This is a genomic window from Pseudomonas sp. AC112 (genome assembly GCF_979253545.1).
Map to the genome: position 1 here is coordinate 2,150,264 of NZ_CEEDCM010000001.1, position 23,555 is coordinate 2,173,818.

The window sequence follows — 23,555 nt, forward strand, 5'->3', positions numbered from 1 at the left end:
CATGGAAACCCGAGCCCATCATGTGATGATCGGTCTGTTCAGCGTGATCGTGGTGGTCGGCGCGATGCTGTTCGGCCTGTGGCTGGCCAAGTCCAGCGTCGACAGCGCCTTCCAGGACTACGAAGTGATCTTCAATGAGGCCGTCAGTGGCCTGTCCCAGGGCAGTTCGGTGCAGTACAGCGGGATCAAGGTGGGCGATGTCATCAGCCTGAGCCTGGACCCCAAGGATCCGCGCCGCGTCCTGGCACGTATCCGCCTGGCCGGGCAGACGCCGGTCAAGGAAGACACCCAGGCGAAGCTGGCCCTGACCGGCATCACGGGTACCTCGATCATCCAGCTCAGTGGCGGCACCCCGCAGAGTCCCGAACTCAAGGGCAAGGACGGTAACCTGCCACAGATCATCGCCTCACCATCGCCCATCGCGCGCCTGCTGAACAACAGCAACGACCTGATGACCAGCATCAACCTGCTGCTGCACAACGCCAACCACATGTTCTCCCGCGAGAACGTTGAGCGCCTGAGCAACACCCTGGACAACCTGCAACAAACCACCGGCGCCATCGCCGACCAGCGCGGCGATATCAAGGTGGTGATGCAGCAACTGATGCAGGTGAGCAAACAGGCGAGCGCTGCCCTGGAGCAGACCACTGTGCTGATGCGCAACGCCAACGGCTTGCTCAACGAACAAGGCAAGCAGGCCTTCGGCAGTGCCGAACAGGCCATGAAGTCCCTTGAACAAAGCACCGCGACCATCAACACCTTGCTGACAGACAACAAGGACTCGGTGAACAGCGGCATGCAAGGCCTCAACGAACTGGCGCCGGCCGTGCGCGAGCTGCGCGAAACCCTCGGCTCGCTGCGCGCCATCTCCCGCCGCCTGGAAGCCAACCCGAGCGGTTACCTGCTGGGCAGCGACAAGAACAAGGAGTTCACACCATGAAGCGTGCTTACCAAATGATCGCCCCTGTCGCTTTGGCGCTGGTGAGCGCGTGTTCGATCCTGCCCAAGGCCGACCCTTCGGACGTGTATCGCCTGGCCTCGGCCCAGGCCACCCGCCAGGCCGCGCCGGTGAGTTGGTCACTGCGCGTGAACAAGCCGCAGACCAGCGAGTTTCTCGACAGCCCGCGTATTGCCGTGGTGCCCAATGGTGACCTGATCAGCAGCTATGCCAACTCGCGCTGGAGCGACCCGTCGCCCGTGCTGCTGCGCAACCGCTTCATGGACGGCTTCCAGCGCGATGGCCGGGTGACGCTGCTGAGCACCGACGATACCAATCTGCAGTCCGACTATGAGCTGGGCGGGCAGTTGCAGGCATTCCAGAGTGAATACCACGGCAGTGCGGTGGAGGTGGTGATTCGCCTGGATGCGCGCCTGGTGCGCGGCAGTGACCAGCGAATTGTTGCCAGCAGACGGTTTGAGGTGAGGCAGCCGGTGAGCGACACCAAGGTACCGGCGGTAGTGGCCGGGTTTGGGCAGGCGGGGGATCAGTTGAATAAGCAGGTGGTGGATTGGGTGGTGGCGCAGGGCACTGCCACTGCGAAACGCTGAGGGCGCTATCGCTGGCAAGCCGACGCCTACAGAGAACGCATCCACCTGTAGGGGCCGGCTTGCCGGCGATAGCGATTCAAGCCTTACCCAAAGAACCAGTAGCACACCGCAATAGCCGCCACGACACCGGCCAACTCCGCCAGCAACGCACACCCCACGGCATGCCTGGCCCGCTGGATCCCTACCGACCCAAAGTACACCGCCAACACATAGAAGGTGGTCTCGGTACTGCCCTGAATCGTCGCCGCCACCAGCGCCGGGAAGCTGTCCACACCTTGGGTCTGCATGGTCTCAATCAACATCGCCCGCGCAGCGCTGCCGGAAAACGGCTTGACCATCGCAGTCGGCAAAGCATCGACAAAGCGTGTGTCCATACCGGTCCAGGCGACCACATGGCGAATGCCTTCCAGGCCGAAATCCAGGGCGCCCGAAGCGCGCAACACACCCACGGCACACAGCATCGCCACCAGGTACGGCAGCAGGTTCTTGGCCACGTCGAAGCCTTCTTTTGCGCCTTCGACAAATGCCTCGTAGACCTTGACCTTGCGCAACGCGCCGATCACAAGAAACAGCATGATCAACCCGAACAGTGTGAGGTTGCCGAGGATCGACGACAGCCCGGCCAGCGCCGTCGCAGAAAGGGTCGCCAGCAATGCCATGAAGCCACCCAACACCAGTGCACCGGGAATCAGATAGGCCAGCACCACCGGGTCCCACAGCCGTAGACGCTGCATGATCGCCACCGAGAGCAGGCCGACCAGGGTCGAGGCGCTGGTCGCCAGCAGGATCGGCAGGAACACCAGCGTCGGGTCCGCCGCGCCTTGCTGGGCGCGGTACATGAAGATCGTCACCGGCAACAGCGTCAGCGAAGACGCGTTGAGCACCAGGAACAGGATCTGCGCGTTACTCGCCGTGTTGGGGATAGGGTTGAGTTCCTGCAGCGCCTTCATCGCTTTCAAACCGATGGGCGTGGCGGCGTTATCCAGGCCCAGGCCGTTGGCGGCGAAGTTCAGGGTGATCAAACCGATGGCCGGGTGGCCGGCAGGGACTTCCGGCATCAGGCGGCGAAACAGCGGGCCGAGGGCCTTGGCCAGCCAATCGACGATCCCGGCTTTTTCGGCAATGCGCAAAAAGCCCAGCCACAGCGTCAGGGTGCCGAACAGCAGCACCATCACTTCCACCGACAGTTTGGCCATGGCGAAAATGCTTTCGACCATTGCCGCGAATATTCCGGCGTTACCGCCGACCAGCCATTGCGCCAGTGCCGACACCATTGCCACGACAAAGAAGCCAAGCCACAGGCCATTGAGCATCAGTTAAACCCCTTGAAGAATGCAGCGAATGATAGCGGGGCTGGCAGAAACGACAAACCCCGGAATTTTCCGGGGTTTGTCTTCGAGCCGTCAGGCTATCAGCTGCGGGTGGCCTGGGCGGCGGGCGAGGCTTCCTTGCTGCGCCAGTGCGGCAGCGAGTTCCAGTAGCGCTCGCCCTTGGCGTCGTCGTACATGCCTTCCCAACGGGAGATCACCAGCACGGCCAGGGCGTTGCCGATCACGTTCAGGGCGGTACGCGCCATGTCCATGATGCGGTCGACACCGGCGATAAACGCCAGGCCTTCCAGCGGAATACCCACGCTGCCCAGGGTCGCCAGCAGCACCACAAAGGACACGCCCGGTACGCCGGCAATGCCTTTGGAGGTGACCATCAGCGTCAGCACCAGCATCAGTTGCTGGCCGATCGACAGGTCGATGCCGTACAGCTGCGCAATAAAGATCGCGGCAATGCTCTGGTACAGGGTCGAACCGTCGAGGTTGAACGAGTAACCGGTTGGCACCACGAAGCTGCAGATCGCCTTCGGCGCGCCGTAGGCTTCCATCTTCTCGATCACGCGCGGCAGCACGGTTTCGGAGCTGGCGGTGGAGTAGGCCAGCACCAGCTCATCCTTGAAGATGCGCATCAGCTTGATCACCGAGAAGCCGAACAGGCGGGCGATCAGGCCGAGGATCACAAAGGCGAAGAACAGGATGGCGACGTAAACCAGGATCACCAGCTTGGCCAACGGCAGCAAAGAGGCGAAGCCAAAGTTGGCAACGGTCACTGCGATCAGTGCAAATACGCCGATCGGGGCGTACTTCATGATCATGTGAGTGACTTTGAACATGCTCTCGGACACGCCCTGGAACATGGTCACCAGCGGCTCGCGCAGCTCAGGCTTGAGGCTCGACAAGCCGAGGCCGAACAGCACGGAGAAGAAGATGATCGGCAGCATTTCGCCACGGGCAACAGCAGCGAAGATGTTCGATGGAATCAGGTTGAGGATGGTCTCGATGAACGCATGCTCATGCTGCACTTCGGCGGCAGTGGCGGTGTACTTGGAGATGTCGACGGTACCCAAGGTACTCATGTCGATGCCAGCGCCCGGGTGGAAAAGGTTGGCGAGCAACAGGCCGACCACGATGGCGATCGTGGTGACAATTTCGAAGTAAAGGATGGTTTTGACGCCGATACGCCCGAGTTTCTTCGCGTCACCAACACCGGCAATGCCGACGATTAGTGAGGAGATCACAATCGGGATCACGATCATCTTGATCAGGCGGATAAAGATATCGCCCGCTGGCTGCAACACATTGCTGATCCACCAGGCCTTTTCAGCACTGAAATGGTTGAGCACTGCACCGATTGCGATCCCTAGCACCAAACCGATGAGGATCTGCCAGGCGAGGCTTAGCTTTGCCTTCTTCATGTCATTACCCTTACTTCAAGTGAACTTAAGGCAAATGCGCCAGCCGCAACGCTCGAAAGCGAAAAAGTGTGTGCATCTGCCTCCATGGAAGGTCACCGCAGCGTGGCCGAAATGGCTTACTGGCAGGCGAAAAAAGGCGCAACTATTCCCATGCAAGGGAGCGACGTCTAATGCCGTAAACGCCTACCCTATGCCGAATCGGCATGGCTTTTTTTAATAATAACTGTCCGAACGGTCAGTTCAAATGTGACATTTTGTCCGGCAAACATGCCGTGAACCTGCCAAACCCGGCTCGCTCAGAGAATCAGGACGTCTTTGGCGCCTTGGCAGAAATGCCTGGGAATACCGTCGTTTAGCGTCGGAAATGTCCTATGGACCAGGCCAAATTTTATCGATAGATGGTCAGCCCGACACACGAAGTAATGGTTGGGAAAGAGCAGAAAGGAAATTTGCGGCTATGGAGGGCATAGGAAGCTGAGCGAGCCTGACAAGCCCGCCGCAGGTCCAGCAAGCCATCGGCTTGTGAACCTGCGTCGCAGCTTTTCGCCTGACCCGGCCCTTGCGCAGGCACTCCCTGTACCCGTAGGTCACGCCGATCGCAATTGATCAGAGCAACCCGGCCCCTTGGTCATGCACCGCCCTTTTCGAGTGGCGCAGACAGAAAGAAGCGAGGGGGCTTCTTTCTATGGACGCTGGCCCCGTAGACGACAAGGTCGTCAGACGGAACCTAGTACCAATTAGGATCTTTCTTCAGCTGCTCCATCAGCAGCTTTTGCATGCCCTCATCCGGCTTACCGATAAAACGGTAATCGGCGTGCCGCGTCGGGGACTTGTCCGCCGGCAGACCGGCCGGGACTTCCACCAACATGGCGTAGGCATCTTCCTTGTCGAGGCTGAAGGCAACGATCAGTCGCTTGTTCAAGCAGGTGTCTGCGGTTTCGCAGAGCGGCCCGACCAAGTACTTGTCGCCATCTTCTTCCACGGCATTCATTTGCTCGGCGGTGCCTGACAGGTTCATGACCCATTCCGGCAGACGCTCTTCTTTCTTCACCACGCCTTGCCAGGTCTCGCGGTATTGCGGGTCCGCGCTGAGCAATTCGTTGGCTCGGGACTGACCGTCATTGGCGGCCATTGCCAAGCCGCTGCCGCCCAGAAGCAGGGCGGCAGTAATGGCTTTGAAGGACAAAGTGGTCATGTTCAGCCTCGGCCGCGACGACCAAAGAAGAAGGAAGCGATGAACATCACCAGGAAGACCACAAACAGAATTTTTGCGATACCCGTGGCGGTGCCCGCGATACCACCGAAGCCCAGGACTGCAGCCACAATGGCGATGATCAGAAATGTGATTGCCCAACTCAACATGGTGATTCTCCTTATGCTTCTTTAAGAGGTAACAGCGGTAGTGCCGTGCGGCCACTCAACACGAGCGGCATTTTTGGTGCCTAGAACACCCAACGCTCCTGGGATGGCAGTTCACTCAGGGAAGATTCCTGGTCAACCATCCGCAATTGCGGGGCTGTTGCGTCGGCAGCTACGCTGCCAACGGAACGGAAATGGGTTTGGGTCATGGCGGGACGTTCGAACTGGGGAATCTGCTGCTGACTCTGCTGCCAATGTTGCAACTGTTGGCCGCCAATCAGCGTGACCATCAAGGCCAGGCTGGCAAACAGACCTTGTTGCAAGCGCAGTGGCGACACACGCAATTGGCTGAGGCTTTGGCGAGTCATGCTGCTGTTCTCCCGCATTTTGATTATTCGTTGGGAGAGCTATTGCAGAGCGCATGCCAGCTTTTTTACAAAATAAAACTCAATTAAATCAATGAGTTAAATATTATTAATCCAACACGTGCCCAGCATCCTGCACGATACCCCCTCGCGGGCCGTGCGAAATGCACGATGGCCAGCGGTCGGATCAAGGGATAGAACACACAGGGCGCGTTGCCGAAGTGGCAAGACGGCATGAAAACGCCATCAGGCGGGGCTTTGTAGGAAGCGGTGCAGATACCTGCACGACGATGCTATTTATCGATCAGAATAAACCATGCAACTTGCCCGATTATTCCGGGACTAAACACCATCATTCATAGTTTAAGGAGCGCGGGACAGATGGAATCAGCCAAGGAACTTCAAGGCCGCATTCTTTTAGTGGATGACGAATCCGCGATCCTCCGCACCTTCCGTTATTGCCTGGAAGATGAAGGCTACACCGTAGCCACCGCCAACAGCGCTGCCCAGGCCGATACGCTGATGCAGCGCCAAGTGTTCGACCTGTGCTTCCTCGACCTGCGCCTGGGCGAAGACAATGGCCTGGACGTGCTGGCCCAGATGCGCATCCAGGCGCCGTGGATGCGCGTGGTGATTGTCACCGCGCATTCGGCAGTCGATACCGCAGTGGATGCGATCCAGGCCGGTGCCGCCGACTACCTGGTAAAGCCCTGCAGTCCTGACCAATTGCGCCTCGCCACTGCCAAGCAACTGGAAGTGCGCCAACTCTCCGCACGCCTGGAAGCGCTCGAAGGCGAAGTACGCCAGCCGAAAGACGGCCTCGACTCTCACAGCCCATCGATGATGGTCGTGCTGGAGACTGCGCGGCAAGTGGCCGGCACCGACGCCAACATTCTGATCCTGGGTGAATCCGGTACCGGTAAAGGTGAGCTGGCCCGCGCCATTCACGGTTGGAGCAAACGCTCGAAGAAATCCTGCGTGACCATCAACTGCCCGTCGCTGACGGCAGAGCTGATGGAAAGCGAATTGTTCGGCCATAGCCGTGGCGCCTTTACCGGTGCCAGCGAGAGCACGTTGGGTCGCGTCAACCAGGCGGATGGCGGCACGTTGTTTCTCGATGAGATCGGCGATTTTCCACTGACGTTGCAACCAAAATTGCTGCGTTTTATCCAGGACAAGGAATACGAGCGTGTGGGCGACCCGGTCACCCGCCGTGCCGATGTACGCATCCTCGCCGCCACCAACTTGAACCTGGAAGACATGGTGCGCGACGGCCGCTTCCGGGAGGATTTGCTGTACCGCCTCAACGTGATCACCTTGCACCTGCCGCCACTGCGCGAGCGCAGTGAAGATATTCTGACCCTGGCCGATCGGTTCCTGGCGCGTTTCGTCAAGGAATATGCCCGACCGGCACGGGGTTTCAGCGATGAAGCGCGCGAAGCACTGCTCAACTACCGCTGGCCGGGGAATATCCGTGAGCTGCGTAACGTCGTGGAGCGTGCCAGTATCATCTGCCCACAGGAGAAGGTGGAAATCAGCCACCTGGGGATGGCCGAACAGCCAACCAACAATGCCCCGCGTATCGGTGCGGCATTGAGCCTGGACGAACTGGAGAAAGCCCACATCGGCGCCGTGCTCGCCACCAGCGACACACTGGACCAGGCGGCTCGCACCCTGGGTATCGACGCGTCGACCCTGTACCGCAAACGCAAACAGTACAACCTGTGAGCTGTACCCTATGAAGTTAGCGATGAAGCTGCGCACTCGGTTATTCCTGAGCATCTCAGCGCTGATCACCGTTGCCCTGTTGGGCTTGATCCTGGGCCTGGTGAGCGTCATGCAAATGGCCAAGACCCAGGAGTCCCTGATTCGCAGCAACTTCATCACCCTGGACCTGGGCCTAAAGCTGCGCCAAAGCCTGGGTGATCAGTTGATCATGATGCTGGAGGAGCGCCCCGACCCCGAGGCGCTCCAAGCCTCCAAGCAGCGCTACTTCGACCTGCTGGACCAGGGCATCGCCCATGAACAGCGCGACGGGCACGGGACGGGCTTCAGCGAGGCCCGCGGCCAGTATCAGGAACTGCTGGAAGCCTTCGACGAGTCCCAGCAACCGACGCCCCCTCCCGGCACCAAGGAAAGACTCACCGACACCTTCAATACACTGCGCAATGGCCTCATCAACGAACACAAACAGGCGCTGGAAAATATCAGCAACAGCGAACACAAATCTCGTGAGCGCGCGCTGCTGATCGCCGGGTTGCTGGGGTTGGTGGGGCTTGCGGTGCTGATCATCGGGTTTGTGACGGCACATGGCATTGCCCGGCGCTTTGGCGGGCCTATCGAAGCGCTGGCCAAGGCAGCGGACAAGATCGGGCAAGGCGATTTCGAAGTGACGCTGCCGATCTCGTCTGCGGCGGAAATGAATCAATTGACCCGACGTTTCGGCATCATGGCCGAGGCGTTGCGCCAGCATCAGGCGACCAACGTCGATGAGCTGCTGGCCGGTCAACAGCGCCTACAGGCGGTGCTCGACAGCATCGACGATGGCCTCCTGATGATTGACCGCCAAGGCCGCCTGGAACACCTCAACCCGGTGGCCCAGCGCCAGTTGGGCTGGGACGAGGAGCGCCTGGGCCAAGGTCTTGGCGAAGCACTGGTGCGCCCGGAACTGGACGAGCAGCTACAACTGGTATTGCGCGGTGGCAACCTGGAACGCGCGCCGGACGATCTGGAAGTGGAGGTCGAAGGCGAGTTGCGTCTGCTGACCTACAGCCTGACCCCTGTCAGCCATACCCAAGGACACATCCTCGGCGCGGTGATGGTGCTGCATGACGTCACCGAACAACGCGCCTTCGAACGGGTGCGCAGCGAGTTCGTCCTGCGCGCCTCCCATGAGCTGCGCACGCCGGTGACCGGCATGCACATGGCGTTCGGACTGTTCCGCGAACGCGCGAAGTTTCCGGCAGAGTCCCGTGAAGCGGACCTGCTGGACACGGTCAACGAAGAAATGCAGCGCTTGATGCAGTTGATCAACGACCTGCTCAACTTCTCGCGCTACCAGAACGGCCTGCAGAAACTCACCCTGGGGCCGTGCGATGTGACCGACCTGCTGGAACACGCCCGTGTGCGTTTCGCCGAGCCAGCCAAGGCGCAAGATATCGAACTGCTGGTAGAAGCCCAATCCGATCTGCCTCGGTTGTACGCGGACCAGGCACAGCTTGAGCGCGTGTTGGACAACCTGCTGGGCAACGCCCTGCGCCATACCACTGCGGGCGGGCAGATTCGCCTGCAGGCGCGACGCCATGGCGAGCGAGTGATCATCAGCGTCGAGGATAACGGCGAAGGCATCGCCTATGGGCAGCAGGGCCGGATCTTCGAACCCTTCGTCCAGGTGGGCCGCAAGAAAGGCGGCGCAGGCCTGGGCTTGGCGCTGTGCAAGGAAATCGTGCAACTGCACGGCGGCCGCATGGGCGTGTATTCGCGGCCGGGGCAGGGCACTCAGTTCTATATGGCGTTACCGCTCTAGCGGCGGTTCAACGCGCGCAGGATCGCGGCACTTTCCGCATCTGGCGTGCCATCAAACAGCGACGGCCGGAAATGCATCTGGAACGCCGCGATCACATGACGCGTGGCCACATCCAGCTCGCCGGTCTGGGGTGTCTGATAGCCCAGATGAGCCAATTCTTCCTGGAACCAGGTAATACTCGGCAGCTCCGTGGCGTACTGCATCTGGAACCGCGCGACGGCCTGGGCATCCGGCCAGACACCCAGCCCCTCATCTGCCAGGCGCTTCCAGGGGAACAGAGGGCCCGGGTCGAGCTTACGCAGCGGCGCAATGTCACTGTGGCCAATGATGTTCTTGGGGTCGATGCCGTTGCGTTTGCTGATGTCCTTGAGCAACACCACCAGGGACTGCACTTGCGCCTCGGAGTACGGATACCACAGGCGGCCTGTCGGCGTGTCTTTGTAGCCAGGGTTCACGATCTCGATACCAATGGAGCTGGAGTTGAGCCAGGTGCGGCCCATCCACTCGCTTTCGCCGGCATGCCAGGCACGCTTGCTCTCATCCACCAGCTTGTAGACGGTGCCCGACGCATCGTCGCCGATCAGGTAATGGCTGCTGACCTGGCCGTGGGTGAGCAATGCCAGGGAGCGTTCAAGGTTGGTGGAGGTGTAATGCACGACAACGAACTGCACGCGGTTGTCGTAGTTCACCGAGGGGTGGGTGGTGTCCAGGCGAGGGCCGCTGGCGCAGCCCGCGAGAAGGAGAAACACAAAGGCGATATACAAGGATTTCATGGCGGAAGACGTTACGCTAAAGACGATAATGCAACAGTGTAACGTACCGTTTGTGACCCAACCGTCAAATTACAAAATGGAACATCTTTTAGGCGGCCTGCACTTGGTTCCGCCCGGCGGCCTTGGCCCGATACAAGGCTGCATCGGCACGCTTGAGTGCCAGGTCGCTGCGCTCTCCCGGCTGGAACTGCGCCACGCCCATGGACACGGTGATCGTCACCGGCTCACCCTTGAAGTGAAACGGGCAGGCTTCAATCGCTGCACGTAACACCTCGCCCGCAGCCAGGGCATCCGCCAGGGATGAGTCCGGCATCAGCAGTACAAACTCCTCACCGCCGAAACGCGCGATAAAGTCGCTAGGGCGCAGGCGTTTACGCAGCACGCTAGCGATTATTTTCAGTACTTTGTCGCCAGCCAGGTGGCCGTAGCCGTCGTTGATGCGCTTGAAGTGGTCCAAGTCCAGCATCGCGAGCGACAGGCTGTTGCCACGTTGATGCCAGTCGTTGACCTCCTGATCCAGACGCTCACTCCAGGCGGCACGGTTGGGCAGGCCGGTGAGCGGATCGATCAAGGCTTTCTGGCGTTGTACCTCCAGGTGCTCGCGATAGCCCTGGGCTTCCTGCTCCATGTTGGCGACCCGCTCAGCCAAGCCTTTCAGGCGCGCCGCGGTTTCCTGCTCGCGCAAGTCACGCTGCTGCTGGTGCTCGTCCATGGTGCCGAGCAGGCCTTCGAGGTGACTTTCCAATACGTGCTTGAGGCTGTCCAGGTCGGCGGCCTCCTGCACGCTGCTTTGCAGGCCATCGACCTGTTCGCGGATCTGTGTATCCAGCTCCCGGGCGGCGGAGCGGCTATCGGCATGGCCGTCGCTGGCAACCTGCAAATGCCCCTGGAACGCTTCGAGGCGCTCGTTGAGCTGCTTGAGGTAAGCCTCGAACTCATGCTGACCGCTGTCGGTAATTGCCAGCATCAACACCGCCAGATCGTCGAGGATCGGCAACAGTTCGTACCAGTTCAAGCCGTGGGCCAGGCGCTCGCGCATGGCTTCTGCCTGGGGACGATGGCGCTCGGGCAGCGACAACTCCTCCAGAAGCCCGAGCAGGGTATCTTCGATGTGTTTGGCCACGGAGCTGTAGGACGGCTCCGGCGAATCGGGTAGAGAATAGGTGCCGTCCGCTTGCAACTCGTCAGGATCGGGCTCCTCGGCCTCCAGCACCGGCGGCAGCGACAGGCTGCCGATGACGGTCTCGTCCGGGGTGTCGACCTGAACGTCAGGCGTTTCGATGAATGCGGCGAGGGCGCTTTCCGGTGCAACTGCTTCGGCCTGAGGTTCGGGCTCTACACGCGATGCGGGCACTTCAACGGGAGCAGTTTGAACCGGGGCCTCGTAGACAAACGTTTCGCTGACGGCTTCGGCAGCCTTGGCAGGTGTGGCCGGCTCTACTGCAGGGGCAACCAATGCTTGAGGCTGCGGCGCAAAGGCGCGCAAGGCTTGCGTCAGTTCCTCCGACTGCTCAGGCTCGGGCGGTTCAGATTCGGCAACAGGCTTGGCCGCTGCGGGCCGGGGTGCAGGGCCGGGTGCTGGATCGCTTGGCACCGCCTCGTTCTCGACCTCTTTGGAACCAAACAGTCGCTGCAAAAGCCCAGGCCCAGGCCGCGCGACTTCACCGTCCGGCTCCAGATTGTTCAGCGCCTGGCCCTGCAGGCTGCTCAATTCGCTGAGCAGCAAGGGGATCTCACGTGCCTGGCTGACGCGGCCATCCAGCTGCTTGGCGAACGTCTTCAGCGGGCGGGCCACTTCACGGGGTAATGGCAGTTTTTGCAGTTGGCTGACCAGGGAGGTCAACGCAGTACTGATCTGGTCGACCCGGGTTTCGCGGCGCTGCTCCGAATCCAGCACGGCTTTTTCCAGGCGCGGCAGCAAGGCAGCGAGGGCGGCGTCCATATCATCGGTACGGACAACGTCGCGCATTTCCTTCATACACTGGTCGACCGCGCGGTCGGTGCCCTCAGCAGCCAGCGTGCTGCGCACCAGCCCACGGCGCAGCAGGTCGAGGCGGGCAGCCCAACGGCGTTCGAGCTTATCTTGTTGCTCGATGCTTTTAAGGTATTTCTCTTTCCAGCGCTGGGCGTCGTCGCTCATGCAAGGGGTCCGCGAGGGCCGGGGCTCAACGCGGGTAATGCATCAGCCGTGAGCGAACCCGGCAGACGAATCTCTACCGCGACCGGCAGGTGATCGGAGATGGGCTGCGCCAGCACCTGCACACTCTCAAGTGTGAGGGTAGGACTGAGCAGGATATGGTCTAGACAGCGTTGCGGACGCCAGCTGGGGAACGTGGCTTCGGCTTGCGGCGCCAGGAGCCCGAGGTCGCGCAACGGAGAATTCTGCAGCAGGTCGCTGGCGTGGGTGTTCATGTCCCCCATCAGCACCTGGTGTTTGTAATTGCCAATAAGCTCGCGGATGTAGGCCAACTGCATGGTGCGGGTGCGAGCCCCCAACGCCAGGTGCATCATCACCACCACCAAGGCCTCTGGGCCTTCGCCAAAGCGCACAAGGATCGCACCCCGGCCCTTGGGGCCTGGCAGCGGGTGGTCTTCGATGGCGGAGGGCTTCAAGCGGCTGAGCACGCCATTGCTGTGCTGTGCCAGGCGCCCGAGGTTGCGATTGAGTTGCTGGTACCAGTAGGGGAAAGCCCCGAGCTGGGCCAAGTGCTCCACCTGGTTTATGTAACCGGAGCGCATGCTGCCGCCATCGGCTTCCTGCAAGGCAACCAGGTCGAAGTCGCTCAACAGGTTGCCGATCTTCTGCAGGTTGCCAGCTCGACCGTTGTGGGGCAGCAAGTGCTGCCAGCCACGGGTGAGGTAGTGCCGGTACTTCTCGGTACTGATGCCCACCTGGATATTGAAGCTCAGCAGGCGCAGGCGGCTGTCTGCCGGCAGGCCTGTGGATTCCAGGTGATGTTCGTTGACCTGCGGATCATGCAAGCCAACCACACGTTCGGTACCCCAGCGGCGCATGACGGGCCCCTTACTTGGCTGCGCGCTCTTTGGCGATCAGCTGGTCGGCAACATTGAGGGTTTGCTCAGGACCACCGGAGGTGCCCAGGTCGAAACGGTACTTGCCGTTGACGATCATGGTCGGAACGCCTTGCACGCCGTACTTCTGCGCCAGCTCTTTAGCCTGTTTGATCTGGCCCTGGATGGCGAAGGAGTTGAAGGTGGCCAGGAACTTGTCCTTGTCGACACCTTGGGTGGCCACGAAGTCAGCCATCTCGTCTGGCTTGGTGAGGCGCTTGCCTTGCTTCTGGATCGCGTCGAATACCGCGTTGTGAACCTTATGCTCCACACCCATGGCTTCCAGGGTCAGGAACAGCTGGCCGTGGGCATCCCATGGGCCGCCGAACATGGCGGGGATACGCTTGAAGTTCACGTCTTTAGGCAGTTTCTCGACCCATGGGTTGATGGTCGGCTCAAAAGCGTAGCAATGCGGGCAGCCATACCAGAACAGCTCCACCACTTCGATCTTGCCTGGCTCCGAGACCGGAACCGGGTTAGCCAATTCAACGTAGGTTTTACCGGCTTCAAGCGGCACGTCGGCAGCTTGTGCGGTCATGCCGAAGAGGCTGGCAGTGACGAGAGCGGCGCTGAGGATCAGATTACGCATGCTTTACTCCTGGACAAATAAAGTCGCCTCACGCGACCTTTGTTGTGACAGGTCTACGCGGGCATGAGTTCGTTAGTGTAACGGTAGCGGCCACAAAAAAGGGCAGCCTAAGCCACCCTTTTTATGCTTGCATCGATGGATTAATCGAGCGTTAACGTTGTGTGCACCTCAGTGCAGGCCCTGGATGTAGCTGGAGACCGCCGCGATGTCTTCATCACTCAGCTTGCGAGCAATGGTGCGCATGATTGCCGCGTCGCCATCGTTGGCACGCCCGGCCTCTTCCTTGCGGAAATCGGTCAACTGTTTGGCGATGTAGGTCGCATGCTGACCACTCAGATGCGGGAAGCCGGCGGCGGCTATGCCCGCGCCATTGGGCGAATGGCAGCCGGTGCAGGCTGGCAGGCCTTTTTCCAGGTCGCCGCCGCGGAACAGTTTCTCACCACGGGCCACCAGTTTCGGATCAGCAGCTCCCACACTGCCTTTCTGGCTGGCAAAATACGCCGCGAGGTCTGCCAGGTCCTGATCGCTGAGGTTGGTCAGCAAACCGGTCATTTCCAGGACCGTGCGCTTGCCATCCTTGATGTCGTGCAGTTGCTTGGTCAGGTAACGTTCACCCTGGCCGGCCAGTTTGGGGAAGTTCGGCGCCGGGCTGTTACCATCCGGTCCATGGCAGGCACCACATACGGCGGCTTTCGCTTGACCGGCAGTGGCATCACCTTTCAGGGGGCCCTCTGCAGCGACGGCAACGCCTGTGATGCCCAAGGTCAACAGCAGACTCACGATCAGTTTGTTCATCAGCTAATCCAACTACGGCTAAGGGGTTTAAGAGTTATCTACCGGGTTTACTCACCATCAATTCAATGACGGCCTGGTAATCCTCAGTACTGCAGTCCATGCACAAACCACGCGGCGGCATTGCCTTGAAACCCTGGGTCACGTGTTGCACCAGCGTGTCCATGCCTTGCGCCAGTCTCGGCGCCCAGGCTGCCTCGTCACCCCTTACGGGGGCGTTGGGCAACTGGCCGGCATGGCAAGCCACGCAAACTCGGTTGTACACCGCTTCCGGATCCTGTGTAGCCTGAGCGCCGTAAAGCGGGAGCAGGACACCGATAGCGAGCAACCACTTGGTCATACGTCGACCATTTCAGGGTTTGAGAGCGTTTTGCGTTCTAATGCGCAATAAAGGTCTATCGCTCCCGTGAACTTCATCCTTCGCTGGGACAAAGCACACACAAAATCTGCGGCATTATATACTGGCGCTACTGAAACGGAAACGACACCGCTTGCCGCACCCTTTCTCGGCACCGCCCACATCGGAAAACTCATGCAACTCAAGAATCCCATCCTCGGCCTGTGCCAACAGTCCACGTTCATGCTCAGCGCCGCCAAAGTTGACCAATGCCCCGATGACGAAGGCTTTGAAGTCGCCTTTGCCGGTCGTTCCAACGCCGGCAAGTCCAGCGCGCTGAACACCCTGACTCATGCCAGCCTGGCACGCACCTCGAAAACCCCGGGCCGTACGCAACTCCTCAATTTCTTCAAGCTAGACGATGATCGGCGTCTGGTCGACCTGCCGGGCTACGGTTATGCAAAAGTACCCATCCCGCTGAAGCTGCACTGGCAGCGTCACCTGGAGGCTTACCTGGGTGGCCGGGAGAGTTTGAAGGGTTTGATTCTGATGATGGACATCCGCCATCCGATGACAGACTTCGACCTGTTGATGCTTGATTGGGCTGTCGCCAGCGGCATGCCGATGCATATCCTGCTGACCAAGGCCGACAAGCTGACCTACGGCGCCGCCAAAAACACCTTGCTGAAAGTGCAATCGGAAATCCGTAAGGGCTGGGGCGATACGATCACCATCCAGCTGTTCTCGGCGCCCAAACGCCTGGGCTTGGAAGAGGCTTACACCGTATTGGCCGGCTGGATGGAATTGGCAGACAAGGGCGCGGAAATCGCGGAGTAACTTTTCTGCAGGCAAAAAAAACCCCGGACTTCGTATGGGGAGGGGAAGTTCGGGGTTCAAGTTCCGGACCGCTAGGGCGGGGTCCAGATATCTGCCAACACTTAACACAACATAGGAGCATTGAAGGGCTTCACCACCCATTCAGTAACTCTGAGTAGCAGTTCACGGGTTAAGTTCCGGCAGGTTCGAAAAACTATTTGAAATAACCGACGGCGATTTCCGGACTAAAGCACTCTGCCACTACGCAAGGTAATGGCAGAGGCCGCGTCATCAGTGAGCTTCGTCCCAGTTATCGCCTACGCCCACTTCCACCAGCAGCGGCACGTCCAAGTGAGCAGCCGCACTCATGTGCTCGCGAATTTTCTCGCTGACTTGCGCGACCAGGTCTTCACGCACTTCCAGCACCAATTCATCGTGTACCTGCAGGATCACCTTGGCATCCAGGCCGGAGTCGGTCAGCCAGTTATCCACCAACACCATGGCTTTCTTGATGATATCTGCCGCCGTGCCCTGCATCGGCGCGTTGATCGCAGTGCGCTCAGCGGCCGCGCGTTCCTGTGGCTTGTTGGAGTGGATATCCGGCAGGTAGAGGCGACGACCGAAGAAGGTCTCGACGTAGCCTTGATCGGACGCCTGGGCACGGGTGCGTTCCATGTACTCGCGAACACCAGGATAACGGGCGAAATACACATCAATGTACGCCTTGGCTGTCTTGGTATCGACGCCAATGTCCTTGCCCAGCTTCTGCGCGCCCATGCCATAGATCAAACCGAAGTTGATCGCCTTGGCGCTGCGACGCTGGTCGGAGGTGACCTCGCCCAATTCAACCTTGAACACCTCGGCCGCCGTGGCCGTGTGTACATCGAGGTTGTGACGGAAGGCATTCATCAACCCTTCGTCTTTCGACAGGTGGGCCATGATCCGCAGCTCAATCTGCGAATAGTCCGCCGCCAGCAGTTTGTAGCCCTTGGGCGCAATGAACGCCTGGCGAATCCGCCGCCCTTCGGCGGTACGTACCGGGATGTTCTGCAGGTTCGGATCACTGGAAGACAACCGCCCGGTCGCCGCCACTGCCTGGTGATAGGAGGTGTGGATACGCCCGGTGCGCGGGTTGATCTGTTCCGGCAGCCGATCGGTGTAAGTGCTTTTGAGCTTGCTCATGCTGCGGTACTGCATCAGCACCTTGGGCAGCGGGTAATCATCTTCGGCCAGCTTGGCCAGGACTTCTTCGGCGGTCGAGGCCTGGCCCTTGCCGGTTTTTTTAAGCACTGGCAGGCCGAGTTTTTCGTACAGGATTGCGCCAAGTTGCTTGGGCGAACCCAGGTTGAACTCTTCGCCGGCGATCTCGAACGCCTGGCGCTCGAGCTCGACCATCTTGTTGCCCAGCTCGATGCTCTGGATGCCCAGCAGGTCCTTGTCGACCAGCGCGCCCTGGCGCTCGATACGCGCCAGCACCGGCACCAACGGGATTTCGATATCCGTGAGCACACTCGCCAGGCTTGGGATGGCGGACAGTTGCGCAAACAGCGCCTGATGCAGGCGCAAGGTCACATCGGCGTCTTCCGCCGCATAAGGCCCAGCCTGCTCCAGCGCGATCTGGTCGAACGTCAGCTGCTTGGCGCCTTTGCCGGCGATGTCCTGGAAAGCGACAGTGTCGTAGTCCAAGTACTTCTTGGCCAGGCTGTCCATGTCGTGGCGGGTGGCCGTGGAATTGAGCACATAGGATTCGAGCATGGTGTCGAAGGCGATGCCGCGTACGGTAATGCCGTGCGCCGGGTCGCCACCGATGGCGCAGTTGGCCAGGATGTTCATGTCGAACTTGGCATGTTGGCCGACCTTGAGCTTGGTCGGGTCTTCCAGCAGCGGCTTCAAGGCCAGCAGCACGGTATCGCGGTCCAACTGCTCCGGCACGCCGATGTAGGAGTGGGTCAGCGGAATGTACGCGGCTTCATGGGGCTGCACCGCGAAGGAAACCCCTACCAGCTGCGCGCGCTGGGCGTCGATCCCGGTGGTTTCAGTGTCGAAGGCGAACAGCTCCGCGTCGTTGAGTTTCTTCAGCCAGATGTCGAACGTCGCCTGGTCGAGGATGGTGGTGTAAGTCGCCTCGACGGGTGCCACCACTTCTACAACGTCTTCAACCGCAGGAGCCGCCTTGAGCTCCACTCGCTTGGCATCGCGCTGGATCTCATCAAACCAGCTCTTGAACTCCAGCAGCGTGTACAGCTCCAGCAGTTTTTCACGGTCCGGTTCGATCAGGTGCAGGTCATCCAGGCCCACGTCCAGCGGCACATCGACCTTGATCGTCGCCAACTGATAGGACAGGAATGCCATCTCACGATGCTCTTCCAGCTTGGCCGGCAGCGTCTTCGCACCCCGGATAGGCAGGGTCGGCACGATATCCAATTGCTCATACAACTCTTTGAGGCCACCGTTCACGCCGACCAGCAAACCTGAAGCGGTCTTGGGACCAATGCCCGGAACGCCTGGAATGTTGTCGGACGAATCCCCCATCAGCGCCAGGTAGTCGATGATCTGCTCCGGAGCGACACCGAATTTCTCCTTCACGCCCTCGATGTCCATCGCGCTACCGGTCATGGTGTTGACCAAGGTAATGTGCCCGTCGACCAGCTGTGCCATGTCCTTGTCCCCGGTGGAAATCACCACCGGGCGGTCAGCGGCCGCACTGCTGCGGGCCAGGGTGCCGATCACGTCATCGGCTTCGACGCCTTCGACGCACAACAGCGGGAAACCCAGGGCGATCACGCTCTGGTGCAGGGGCTCGATCTGCAGGCGCATGTCATCGGGCATGCTCGGGCGGTTGGCCTTGTATTCGGCGTACATGTCATCGCGAAAGGTCCCACCCTTGGCGTCGAACACCACCGCGAACGGACTGTCCGGGTATTGCCTGCGCAGGCTTTTGAGCATGTTCAACACGCCCTTGACCGCGCCGGTGGGCAGGCCTTTGGAGGTGGTCAGCGGTGGCAGCGCATGGAACGCGCGGTACAGATAAGAAGAACCGTCCACCAGGACGAGGGGTGCTTGGCTCATGAGCAGAATCAACCTTTTCGGCGGGTCAGGCGCTAGAATAGCCGGACCAATGACGACAAAGGGACAAGGTTATCATGCGTACATTCAATCGCCTGCTGCTGACTGGCTTGATTGCACTCGCTCCGATGGCTGCCATGGCGGCAGACGATGCGCCTGGGGGCGATCCGGAAGTGACCATTCGCACGGAAGGCGACAAGACCATCCAGGAGTACCGTCAGAACGGTTTCCTGTATGCAATCAAGGTAACGCCGAAGGGCGCGCCTCCGTATTTCCTGGTGCGCGCGGACGGAACCGATGCGAACTTCATCCGCTCTGACCAGCCGGATATGCTGATCCCGTCATGGAAGATTTTCGAATGGAAATGATTTCTTAACTTCAATTGGCGCCGCGCACTGCGGCGCCCGTACTGGCAGTTTTAACCATGTCTGTGTTCACCCCCCTGGCTCGGCCCGAGCTGGAAACCTTTCTCGCCCCTTACGGGCTCGGCCGCCTGATCGACTTCCAGGGGATTGCCGCCGGTAGCGAAAACACCAATTTCTTTATCAGCCTGGAGCAGGGCGAGTTCGTCCTGACCCTGGTTGAGCGCGGTCCGGTCGCGGAGATGCCGTTTTTCATCGAACTGCTCGATGTGCTCCACGACGCCGACCTGCCCGTGCCTTACGCCCTGCGCACCACAGACGGCGTGGCCCTGCGCGAACTGAAAGGCAAACCGGCGCTGCTGCAACCGCGCCTGGCCGGCAAGCACATCAAGGATGCCAACGCCCAGCACTGTGCCCAAGTAGGCGACCTGCTTGGGCACCTGCACCTGGCGACGCAAGGCGAAAAGGTGCTGGAACGCAAGACCGATCGCGGGCTGGACTGGATGCTCAGCGAAGGCGCGCAGCTGATTTCGCACTTGAACGAGCCACAGCAGCGCCTGTTGCAAGACGCCCTGGCAGAGATCGAAGCGCATAAGCCCCAGATCCTCGCCCTGCCGCGCGCCAACGTGCACGCCGACCTGTTCCGCGATAACGCGATGTTCGAAGGCACGCACCTCACTGGGCTTATCGACTTCTACAATGCCTGTTCCGGCCCGATGCTGTACGACGTGGCGATCGCCCTGAATGACTGGTGCTCGAACGCCGATGGCGTGATTGATGGGCAACGCGCTCGGGCATTGCTGGGTGCGTACGCAGGGCTGCGTCCGTTTACGGCGAAAGAGGCAGAACTGTGGCCGACGATGTTACGCGTAGCTTGTGTGCGGTTCTGGCTGTCGCGCCTGATCGCGGCTGAATCGTTTGCCGGCCAGGATGTGTTGATCCATGACCCGGCGGAGTTCGAGCATCGCTTGGCACAACGCCAGCAGGTCACGATCCAACTGCCGTTCGCCCTCTAAAGCCCAACTCGGTCATTGTGGGAGCTGGCTTGCCTGCGATAGCGTCAGGTCAGCCAGCAATGTCGTCGCAGGCCCACCGCAATCGCAGGCAAGCCAGCTCCCACATTAGATATGCGCCATCTGTTACAACGACTCCAGGCACCCGGCCAGGTCGTTACCAAGCTTCTCCAACACCTGCTCATAACCCTGAGCGGTAGCCGGGGTATAACCGCCCAACGCATCCAACTCCGCCAGCTTCACCGGCAAACCGGCGACCAGCGTTTCAGCCAGGCGCGGACGCAACGGCGGCTCGCTGAACACGCAGGTCTTGCCCACTTCCTGCAAACGCGTACGCATCGCCGCCACATGCTGGGCGCCGGGTTGTACCTCGGCGGCAACGCTGAACACACCAGTGTGCTTGAGGCCGTAAGCGTCTTCGAAGTAATCGAAAGCTTCGTGGAACACGAAGTAAGGCTTGCCATCGATCGGCGCCAAGCGGGCTTTCAGGCGAGCGTCCAGCGCATCGAGGCGCTCTTCGAAGGCCTTAGCGTTGCTCTGGTACCGCGCGGCATTGGCCGGATCGGCGGCAGCCAGGTCAGCCGCCATGCGCGCAGCAATCACCCGAGCATTCACCGTCGACAACCACAAGTGCGCATCCAGGCTGCCCGGGCGGTGATCGTGGTCGTGTTCGTCGGCTTCATCGGCGTGTGAGTGGCTGTCTTCGGCAAAACGACGCAGCTTCATGCCTGGCAGATCCTGCACTGCCACTGTCGCGGCCGTACGACCTTTCAACACGCGTGGCAGGAAACTCTCCATATCCGGGCCGATCCAGTACAGCAGGTCCACCGACTGCACGCGCCGTACGTCGGATGGTCGTAACGCATAGTTATGGGGCGACGCACCGGGGGGCAACAACACCTCGGGAACCGCCACACCGTCCTGCACAGCAGCGGCAATCAACTGCAATGGCTTGATGCTGGTCAGCACCTTGACCTCGGCCTGAGCGGCGCCAGTAATGAACAAACTGGTGACAAATACGACAAAAACGGGAAAAAGTCGGGACACGATGACCACTCAATGGCGTAGGAACGGGTAACATAATAACGTCTCTATCAAATATCTGTCGCCGCTCATGCCTAAAACACCGCTTGCCAGCCGTCCCCACGACCACTCTCACTGCGTGCATACCGCGCTGTCGGAGGCCGACACCCTGTGCACACAGAAGGGGTTGCGCCTGACCGCCTTGCGTCGCCGCGTGCTGGAACTGGTGTGGCAGAGCCACAAGCCGCTGGGCGCCTACGACATCCTCGGCGTGCTCAGTGAGCAAGACGGCCGTCGCGCAGCACCGCCGACCGTGTACCGCGCACTCGACTTCCTGCTGGAAAACGGCCTGGTGCACCGCATCGCCTCGTTGAACGCCTTCGTCGGCTGCAGCCACCCGGAACACGCGCACCAGGGCCAGTTCCTGATCTGCCGCGAGTGCCACGCCGCCATCGAGCTTGAACAAAAAAGCATCAGCGACGCCATCATCAAAAGCTCTGCCGATGTCGGCTTCCGGGTCGAAGGGCAAACGGTCGAAGTGGTCGGCCTGTGCTCGGGCTGCCAGGGGGCTTGATGAGCAACGCGTTAATCCGCCTGGAGCAGGTCGGGGTCACGTTCGCCGGGCAAAACGTGCTGGATAACATCGCGCTGAGCGTGGAGCCTGGGCAGATCGTCACCTTGATCGGCCCCAATGGCGCCGGCAAGACCACGCTGGTTCGCGCCGTACTCGGCCTGCTTAAGCCCGATACCGGCAGCGTATGGCGCAAACCCAAGCTGCGCGTCGGTTATATGCCGCAGAAGCTGCACGTCGATCCGACATTGCCTCTCTCTGTGTTGCGCTTCCTGCGCCTGGTGCCGGGCGTGGACCGCGCCCGCGCCCAGGCTGCGCTCAAGGAAGTCGGCGCCGAACAGGTGATCGACAGCCCGGTGCAAAGCATCTCCGGCGGCGAAATGCAGCGCGTGCTACTGGCCCGCGCCCTGTTGCGCGAGCCGGAACTGCTGGTGCTGGATGAGCCCGTGCAAGGCGTCGACGTCGCCGGCCAGGCCGAGCTGTACAGCCTGATCACCCGCCTGCGCGACCGTCATGGTTGCGGCGTGCTGATGGTCTCCCACGATTTGCACCTGGTGATGAGCACCACCGACCAAGTGGTGTGCCTCAACCGTCACGTGTGCTGCTCCGGCCACCCGGAGCAGGTCAGCGGCGACCCGGCGTTCGTCGAGCTGTTCGGCAAGAACGCCCAGAGCCTGGCGATCTACCACCACCATCACGACCACGCCCACGATTTGCATGGCGCCGTGGTCGACGACCCCGCCGCGCCTCACACCCACGTTCATGGAGATAGCTGCAAGCATGGCTGATTTTCTGCTCTACGCCCTGCTGGCAGGCTTGGCTTTGGCGTTGGTGGCGGGCCCATTGGGCTCGTTCGTGGTGTGGCGACGCATGGCTTATTTCGGCGACACGCTGTCGCATGCTGCGCTACTGGGCGTGGCCATGGGCTTCTTGCTGGATGTCAGCCCGACCATTGCCGTGACCGTGGGCTGCCTGTTGCTGGCCGTGCTGCTTGTCACCCTGCAACAGCGCCAGCCACTGGCCTCCGACACCTTGCTGGGCATCCTGGCGCCGAGCACCCTGTCCCTGGGCCTGGTGGTGCTGAGCTTCATGCATGAAGTGCGCATCGACCTGATGGCCTACCTGTTCGGTGATCTGCTGGCGATCAGCCCCACCGACCTTGCGTGGATTCTCGGCGGCAGCGCGGCCGTGCTGGTCTTGCTGGTCGCGCTGTGGCGACCATTGCTGGCAATCACCGTGCATGAAGAGCTGGCCACGGTCGAAGGCTTGCCCGTGCCGAGCCTGCGCATGGCCCTGATGTTGCTGATCGCCGTGGTGATTGCTGTCGCGATGAAGATAGTGGGCGTATTGTTGATCACGTCGCTGTTGATCATTCCCGCAGCCGCTGCCCAGCGCCATGCCCGCTCGCCCGAGCAAATGGCGATCGGCGCGAGCCTGTTGGGGATGCTTGCAGTGTGCGGTGGCTTGGCGTTGTCCTGGTTCAAGGACACCCCGGCCGGCCCATCGATTGTGGTCACGGCCGCCGCCCTGTTTCTGCTGAGTTTTGTCCTGCCCCGTCGAGGGGTGTAGACTTGCTCGCTTTTTGCGCAAATAGAGAGTC

23 protein-coding genes are annotated in these 23,555 nt (G+C 60.6%); 10 read left to right on the forward strand and 13 right to left on the reverse strand.

Annotation, left to right across the window (positions count from 1 at the left end; all coding sequences use genetic code 11):
* Nucleotide 1 precedes the first annotated feature (1 nt).
* Both AC0IYN_RS09940 and AC0IYN_RS09945 read left to right on the forward strand, forming a co-directional pair.
* Nucleotides 2–940 carry an MlaD family protein gene (locus AC0IYN_RS09940; RefSeq protein WP_123478344.1) on the forward strand — a complete coding sequence of 313 codons (939 nt, stop codon included), beginning with the start codon at nucleotides 2–4 and terminating at the stop codon, nucleotides 938–940.
* A complete protein-coding gene (locus AC0IYN_RS09945) occupies nucleotides 937–1,548 on the forward strand; it encodes an ABC-type transport auxiliary lipoprotein family protein (protein WP_457238804.1) in 612 nt (203 codons plus the stop codon). Before AC0IYN_RS09940 ends, AC0IYN_RS09945 begins: the two co-directional genes overlap by 4 nt.
* An 83-nt stretch (nucleotides 1,549–1,631) precedes the next feature.
* Here AC0IYN_RS09945 and AC0IYN_RS09950 read toward each other — a convergent pair whose 3' ends face one another.
* From AC0IYN_RS09950 to AC0IYN_RS09970, 5 genes are all read right to left on the reverse strand, one after another.
* Entirely contained in the window at nucleotides 1,632–2,861 is a 1,230-nt protein-coding gene (locus tag AC0IYN_RS09950) for a nucleoside recognition domain-containing protein (protein WP_016978801.1), read from the reverse strand.
* Nucleotides 2,862–2,959: 98 nt separating this feature from the next.
* Nucleotides 2,960–4,291 (reverse strand): glutamate/aspartate:proton symporter GltP, encoded by a 1,332-nt coding sequence (gltP, locus tag AC0IYN_RS09955; RefSeq protein ID WP_078046259.1) that lies wholly within the window; start codon nucleotides 4,289–4,291, stop codon nucleotides 2,960–2,962.
* Between the two features lie 727 nt (nucleotides 4,292–5,018).
* Nucleotides 5,019–5,486, reverse strand: coding sequence for an inhibitor of vertebrate lysozyme family protein (locus tag AC0IYN_RS09960; protein ID WP_010207846.1), 468 nt, complete (start codon nucleotides 5,484–5,486; stop codon nucleotides 5,019–5,021).
* Between the two features lie 2 nt (nucleotides 5,487–5,488).
* A complete protein-coding gene (locus tag AC0IYN_RS09965; RefSeq protein WP_003170804.1) occupies nucleotides 5,489–5,653 on the reverse strand; it encodes a DUF1328 domain-containing protein in 165 nt (54 codons plus the stop codon).
* Nucleotides 5,654–5,733: 80 nt separating this feature from the next.
* Nucleotides 5,734–6,018 carry a hypothetical protein gene (locus tag AC0IYN_RS09970; protein WP_406596142.1) on the reverse strand — a complete coding sequence of 95 codons (285 nt, stop codon included), beginning with the start codon at nucleotides 6,016–6,018 and terminating at the stop codon, nucleotides 5,734–5,736.
* A 378-nt stretch (nucleotides 6,019–6,396) separates the two neighbouring features.
* Between AC0IYN_RS09970 and algB the strand changes: the two genes are divergently transcribed.
* On the forward strand, nucleotides 6,397–7,743 hold the full coding sequence (algB, locus tag AC0IYN_RS09975) for a sigma-54-dependent response regulator transcription factor AlgB (protein ID WP_025854310.1): 1,347 nt from the start codon (nucleotides 6,397–6,399) through the stop codon (nucleotides 7,741–7,743).
* 10 nt (nucleotides 7,744–7,753) lie between these two features.
* The gene (locus AC0IYN_RS09980) at nucleotides 7,754–9,541 is read left to right on the forward strand and encodes a KinB sensor domain-containing domain (protein WP_457247969.1); all 1,788 of its coding nucleotides are present in this window, start codon (nucleotides 7,754–7,756) and stop codon (nucleotides 9,539–9,541) included.
* Here AC0IYN_RS09980 and AC0IYN_RS09985 read toward each other — a convergent pair.
* The 6 genes from AC0IYN_RS09985 to AC0IYN_RS10010 all read right to left on the reverse strand — a co-directional run bounded on the left by AC0IYN_RS09985 (nucleotide 9,538) and on the right by AC0IYN_RS10010 (nucleotide 15,107).
* The gene (locus AC0IYN_RS09985; RefSeq protein WP_406596144.1) at nucleotides 9,538–10,314 is read right to left on the reverse strand and encodes an N-acetylmuramoyl-L-alanine amidase; all 777 of its coding nucleotides are present in this window, start codon (nucleotides 10,312–10,314) and stop codon (nucleotides 9,538–9,540) included. The genes AC0IYN_RS09980 and AC0IYN_RS09985 overlap by 4 nt on opposite strands.
* Nucleotides 10,315–10,402: 88 nt before the next feature.
* Nucleotides 10,403–12,454 (reverse strand): GGDEF domain-containing protein, encoded by a 2,052-nt coding sequence (locus AC0IYN_RS09990; RefSeq protein ID WP_457238807.1) that lies wholly within the window; start codon nucleotides 12,452–12,454, stop codon nucleotides 10,403–10,405.
* Nucleotides 12,451–13,329, reverse strand: coding sequence for an endonuclease/exonuclease/phosphatase family protein (locus tag AC0IYN_RS09995; RefSeq protein WP_406596146.1), 879 nt, complete (start codon nucleotides 13,327–13,329; stop codon nucleotides 12,451–12,453). Before AC0IYN_RS09995 ends, AC0IYN_RS09990 begins: the two co-directional genes overlap by 4 nt.
* A gap of 10 nt (nucleotides 13,330–13,339) precedes the next feature.
* The gene (gene dsbA, locus AC0IYN_RS10000) at nucleotides 13,340–13,975 is read right to left on the reverse strand and encodes a thiol:disulfide interchange protein DsbA (protein ID WP_033899253.1); all 636 of its coding nucleotides are present in this window, start codon (nucleotides 13,973–13,975) and stop codon (nucleotides 13,340–13,342) included.
* A 168-nt stretch (nucleotides 13,976–14,143) separates the two neighbouring features.
* Nucleotides 14,144–14,770 (reverse strand): c-type cytochrome, encoded by a 627-nt coding sequence (locus tag AC0IYN_RS10005; protein WP_034110627.1) that lies wholly within the window; start codon nucleotides 14,768–14,770, stop codon nucleotides 14,144–14,146.
* 34 nt (nucleotides 14,771–14,804) lie between these two features.
* Complete coding sequence (locus tag AC0IYN_RS10010) at nucleotides 14,805–15,107, reverse strand: c-type cytochrome (protein WP_406596147.1); 303 nt, start codon at nucleotides 15,105–15,107, stop codon at nucleotides 14,805–14,807.
* 192 nt (nucleotides 15,108–15,299) lie between these two features.
* On the opposite strand from AC0IYN_RS10010, the gene yihA reads away from it, so the two are divergent.
* Nucleotides 15,300–15,941 (forward strand): ribosome biogenesis GTP-binding protein YihA/YsxC, encoded by a 642-nt coding sequence (yihA, locus tag AC0IYN_RS10015; RefSeq protein WP_078046252.1) that lies wholly within the window; start codon nucleotides 15,300–15,302, stop codon nucleotides 15,939–15,941.
* 270 nt (nucleotides 15,942–16,211) lie between these two features.
* On the opposite strand, the gene polA is transcribed toward yihA, so the two are convergent.
* Complete coding sequence (gene polA / locus AC0IYN_RS10020; protein WP_471841261.1) at nucleotides 16,212–18,989, reverse strand: DNA polymerase I; 2,778 nt, start codon at nucleotides 18,987–18,989, stop codon at nucleotides 16,212–16,214.
* Nucleotides 18,990–19,063: 74 nt separating this feature from the next.
* On the opposite strand from polA, the gene AC0IYN_RS10025 reads away from it, so the two are divergent.
* Together AC0IYN_RS10025 and AC0IYN_RS10030 are read left to right on the forward strand one after the other, a co-directional pair.
* Nucleotides 19,064–19,354: a DUF2782 domain-containing protein gene (locus tag AC0IYN_RS10025; RefSeq protein WP_012721523.1), complete on the forward strand. Its 291-nt coding sequence runs from the start codon at nucleotides 19,064–19,066 to the stop codon at nucleotides 19,352–19,354.
* A gap of 56 nt (nucleotides 19,355–19,410) precedes the next feature.
* On the forward strand, nucleotides 19,411–20,364 hold the full coding sequence (locus AC0IYN_RS10030; RefSeq protein ID WP_471841264.1) for a homoserine kinase: 954 nt from the start codon (nucleotides 19,411–19,413) through the stop codon (nucleotides 20,362–20,364).
* A 123-nt stretch (nucleotides 20,365–20,487) separates the two neighbouring features.
* Here AC0IYN_RS10030 and AC0IYN_RS10035 read toward each other — a convergent pair whose 3' ends face one another.
* Nucleotides 20,488–21,417, reverse strand: coding sequence for a zinc ABC transporter substrate-binding protein (locus AC0IYN_RS10035; RefSeq protein WP_214497095.1), 930 nt, complete (start codon nucleotides 21,415–21,417; stop codon nucleotides 20,488–20,490).
* A 58-nt stretch (nucleotides 21,418–21,475) separates the two neighbouring features.
* Here AC0IYN_RS10035 and AC0IYN_RS10040 point away from each other — a divergent pair, with 58 nt between their 5' ends.
* The 3 genes from AC0IYN_RS10040 to znuB are packed head-to-tail and all read left to right on the forward strand — an operon-like array spanning nucleotide 21,476 to nucleotide 23,524.
* Complete coding sequence (locus tag AC0IYN_RS10040) at nucleotides 21,476–21,958, forward strand: Fur family transcriptional regulator (protein ID WP_012721520.1); 483 nt, start codon at nucleotides 21,476–21,478, stop codon at nucleotides 21,956–21,958.
* Nucleotides 21,958–22,743 carry a zinc ABC transporter ATP-binding protein ZnuC gene (gene znuC, locus AC0IYN_RS10045; RefSeq protein ID WP_159953512.1) on the forward strand — a complete coding sequence of 262 codons (786 nt, stop codon included), beginning with the start codon at nucleotides 21,958–21,960 and terminating at the stop codon, nucleotides 22,741–22,743. Before AC0IYN_RS10040 ends, znuC begins: the two co-directional genes overlap by 1 nt.
* A complete protein-coding gene (gene znuB, locus AC0IYN_RS10050; protein ID WP_012721518.1) occupies nucleotides 22,736–23,524 on the forward strand; it encodes a zinc ABC transporter permease subunit ZnuB in 789 nt (262 codons plus the stop codon). Before znuC ends, znuB begins: the two co-directional genes overlap by 8 nt.
* Nucleotides 23,525–23,555: the final 31 nt, after the last annotated feature.

Excerpts from the sequence above, each read along its gene's own strand:
- AC0IYN_RS09970 (WP_406596142.1), bottom strand. The coding sequence starts at position 6,018 with ATGACTCGCCAAAGCCTCAGCCAATTGCGTGTGTCGCCACTGCGCTTG.
- AC0IYN_RS09985 (WP_406596144.1), bottom strand. The coding sequence starts at position 10,314 with ATGAAATCCTTGTATATCGCCTTTGTGTTTCTCCTTCTCGCGGGCTGC.
- polA (WP_471841261.1), bottom strand. The coding sequence starts at position 18,989 with ATGAGCCAAGCACCCCTCGTCCTGGTGGACGGTTCTTCTTATCTGTAC.
- dsbA (WP_033899253.1), bottom strand. The coding sequence starts at position 13,975 with ATGCGTAATCTGATCCTCAGCGCCGCTCTCGTCACTGCCAGCCTCTTC.
- AC0IYN_RS09960 (WP_010207846.1), bottom strand. The coding sequence starts at position 5,486 with ATGACCACTTTGTCCTTCAAAGCCATTACTGCCGCCCTGCTTCTGGGC.
- AC0IYN_RS09965 (WP_003170804.1), bottom strand. The coding sequence starts at position 5,653 with ATGTTGAGTTGGGCAATCACATTTCTGATCATCGCCATTGTGGCTGCA.
- AC0IYN_RS10030 (WP_471841264.1), top strand. The coding sequence starts at position 19,411 with ATGTCTGTGTTCACCCCCCTGGCTCGGCCCGAGCTGGAAACCTTTCTC.
- znuC (WP_159953512.1), top strand. The coding sequence starts at position 21,958 with ATGAGCAACGCGTTAATCCGCCTGGAGCAGGTCGGGGTCACGTTCGCC.
- znuB (WP_012721518.1), top strand. The coding sequence starts at position 22,736 with ATGGCTGATTTTCTGCTCTACGCCCTGCTGGCAGGCTTGGCTTTGGCG.
- AC0IYN_RS09945 (WP_457238804.1), top strand. The coding sequence starts at position 937 with ATGAAGCGTGCTTACCAAATGATCGCCCCTGTCGCTTTGGCGCTGGTG.
- gltP (WP_078046259.1), bottom strand. The coding sequence starts at position 4,291 with ATGAAGAAGGCAAAGCTAAGCCTCGCCTGGCAGATCCTCATCGGTTTG.
- AC0IYN_RS09980 (WP_457247969.1), top strand. The coding sequence starts at position 7,754 with ATGAAGTTAGCGATGAAGCTGCGCACTCGGTTATTCCTGAGCATCTCA.
- AC0IYN_RS10010 (WP_406596147.1), bottom strand. The coding sequence starts at position 15,107 with ATGACCAAGTGGTTGCTCGCTATCGGTGTCCTGCTCCCGCTTTACGGC.
- AC0IYN_RS10005 (WP_034110627.1), bottom strand. The coding sequence starts at position 14,770 with ATGAACAAACTGATCGTGAGTCTGCTGTTGACCTTGGGCATCACAGGC.
- AC0IYN_RS09995 (WP_406596146.1), bottom strand. The coding sequence starts at position 13,329 with ATGCGCCGCTGGGGTACCGAACGTGTGGTTGGCTTGCATGATCCGCAG.
- AC0IYN_RS09940 (WP_123478344.1), top strand. The coding sequence starts at position 2 with ATGGAAACCCGAGCCCATCATGTGATGATCGGTCTGTTCAGCGTGATC.
- algB (WP_025854310.1), top strand. The coding sequence starts at position 6,397 with ATGGAATCAGCCAAGGAACTTCAAGGCCGCATTCTTTTAGTGGATGAC.
- yihA (WP_078046252.1), top strand. The coding sequence starts at position 15,300 with ATGCAACTCAAGAATCCCATCCTCGGCCTGTGCCAACAGTCCACGTTC.
- AC0IYN_RS10025 (WP_012721523.1), top strand. The coding sequence starts at position 19,064 with ATGCGTACATTCAATCGCCTGCTGCTGACTGGCTTGATTGCACTCGCT.
- AC0IYN_RS09950 (WP_016978801.1), bottom strand. The coding sequence starts at position 2,861 with ATGCTCAATGGCCTGTGGCTTGGCTTCTTTGTCGTGGCAATGGTGTCG.
- AC0IYN_RS09990 (WP_457238807.1), bottom strand. The coding sequence starts at position 12,454 with ATGAGCGACGACGCCCAGCGCTGGAAAGAGAAATACCTTAAAAGCATC.
- AC0IYN_RS10040 (WP_012721520.1), top strand. The coding sequence starts at position 21,476 with ATGCCTAAAACACCGCTTGCCAGCCGTCCCCACGACCACTCTCACTGC.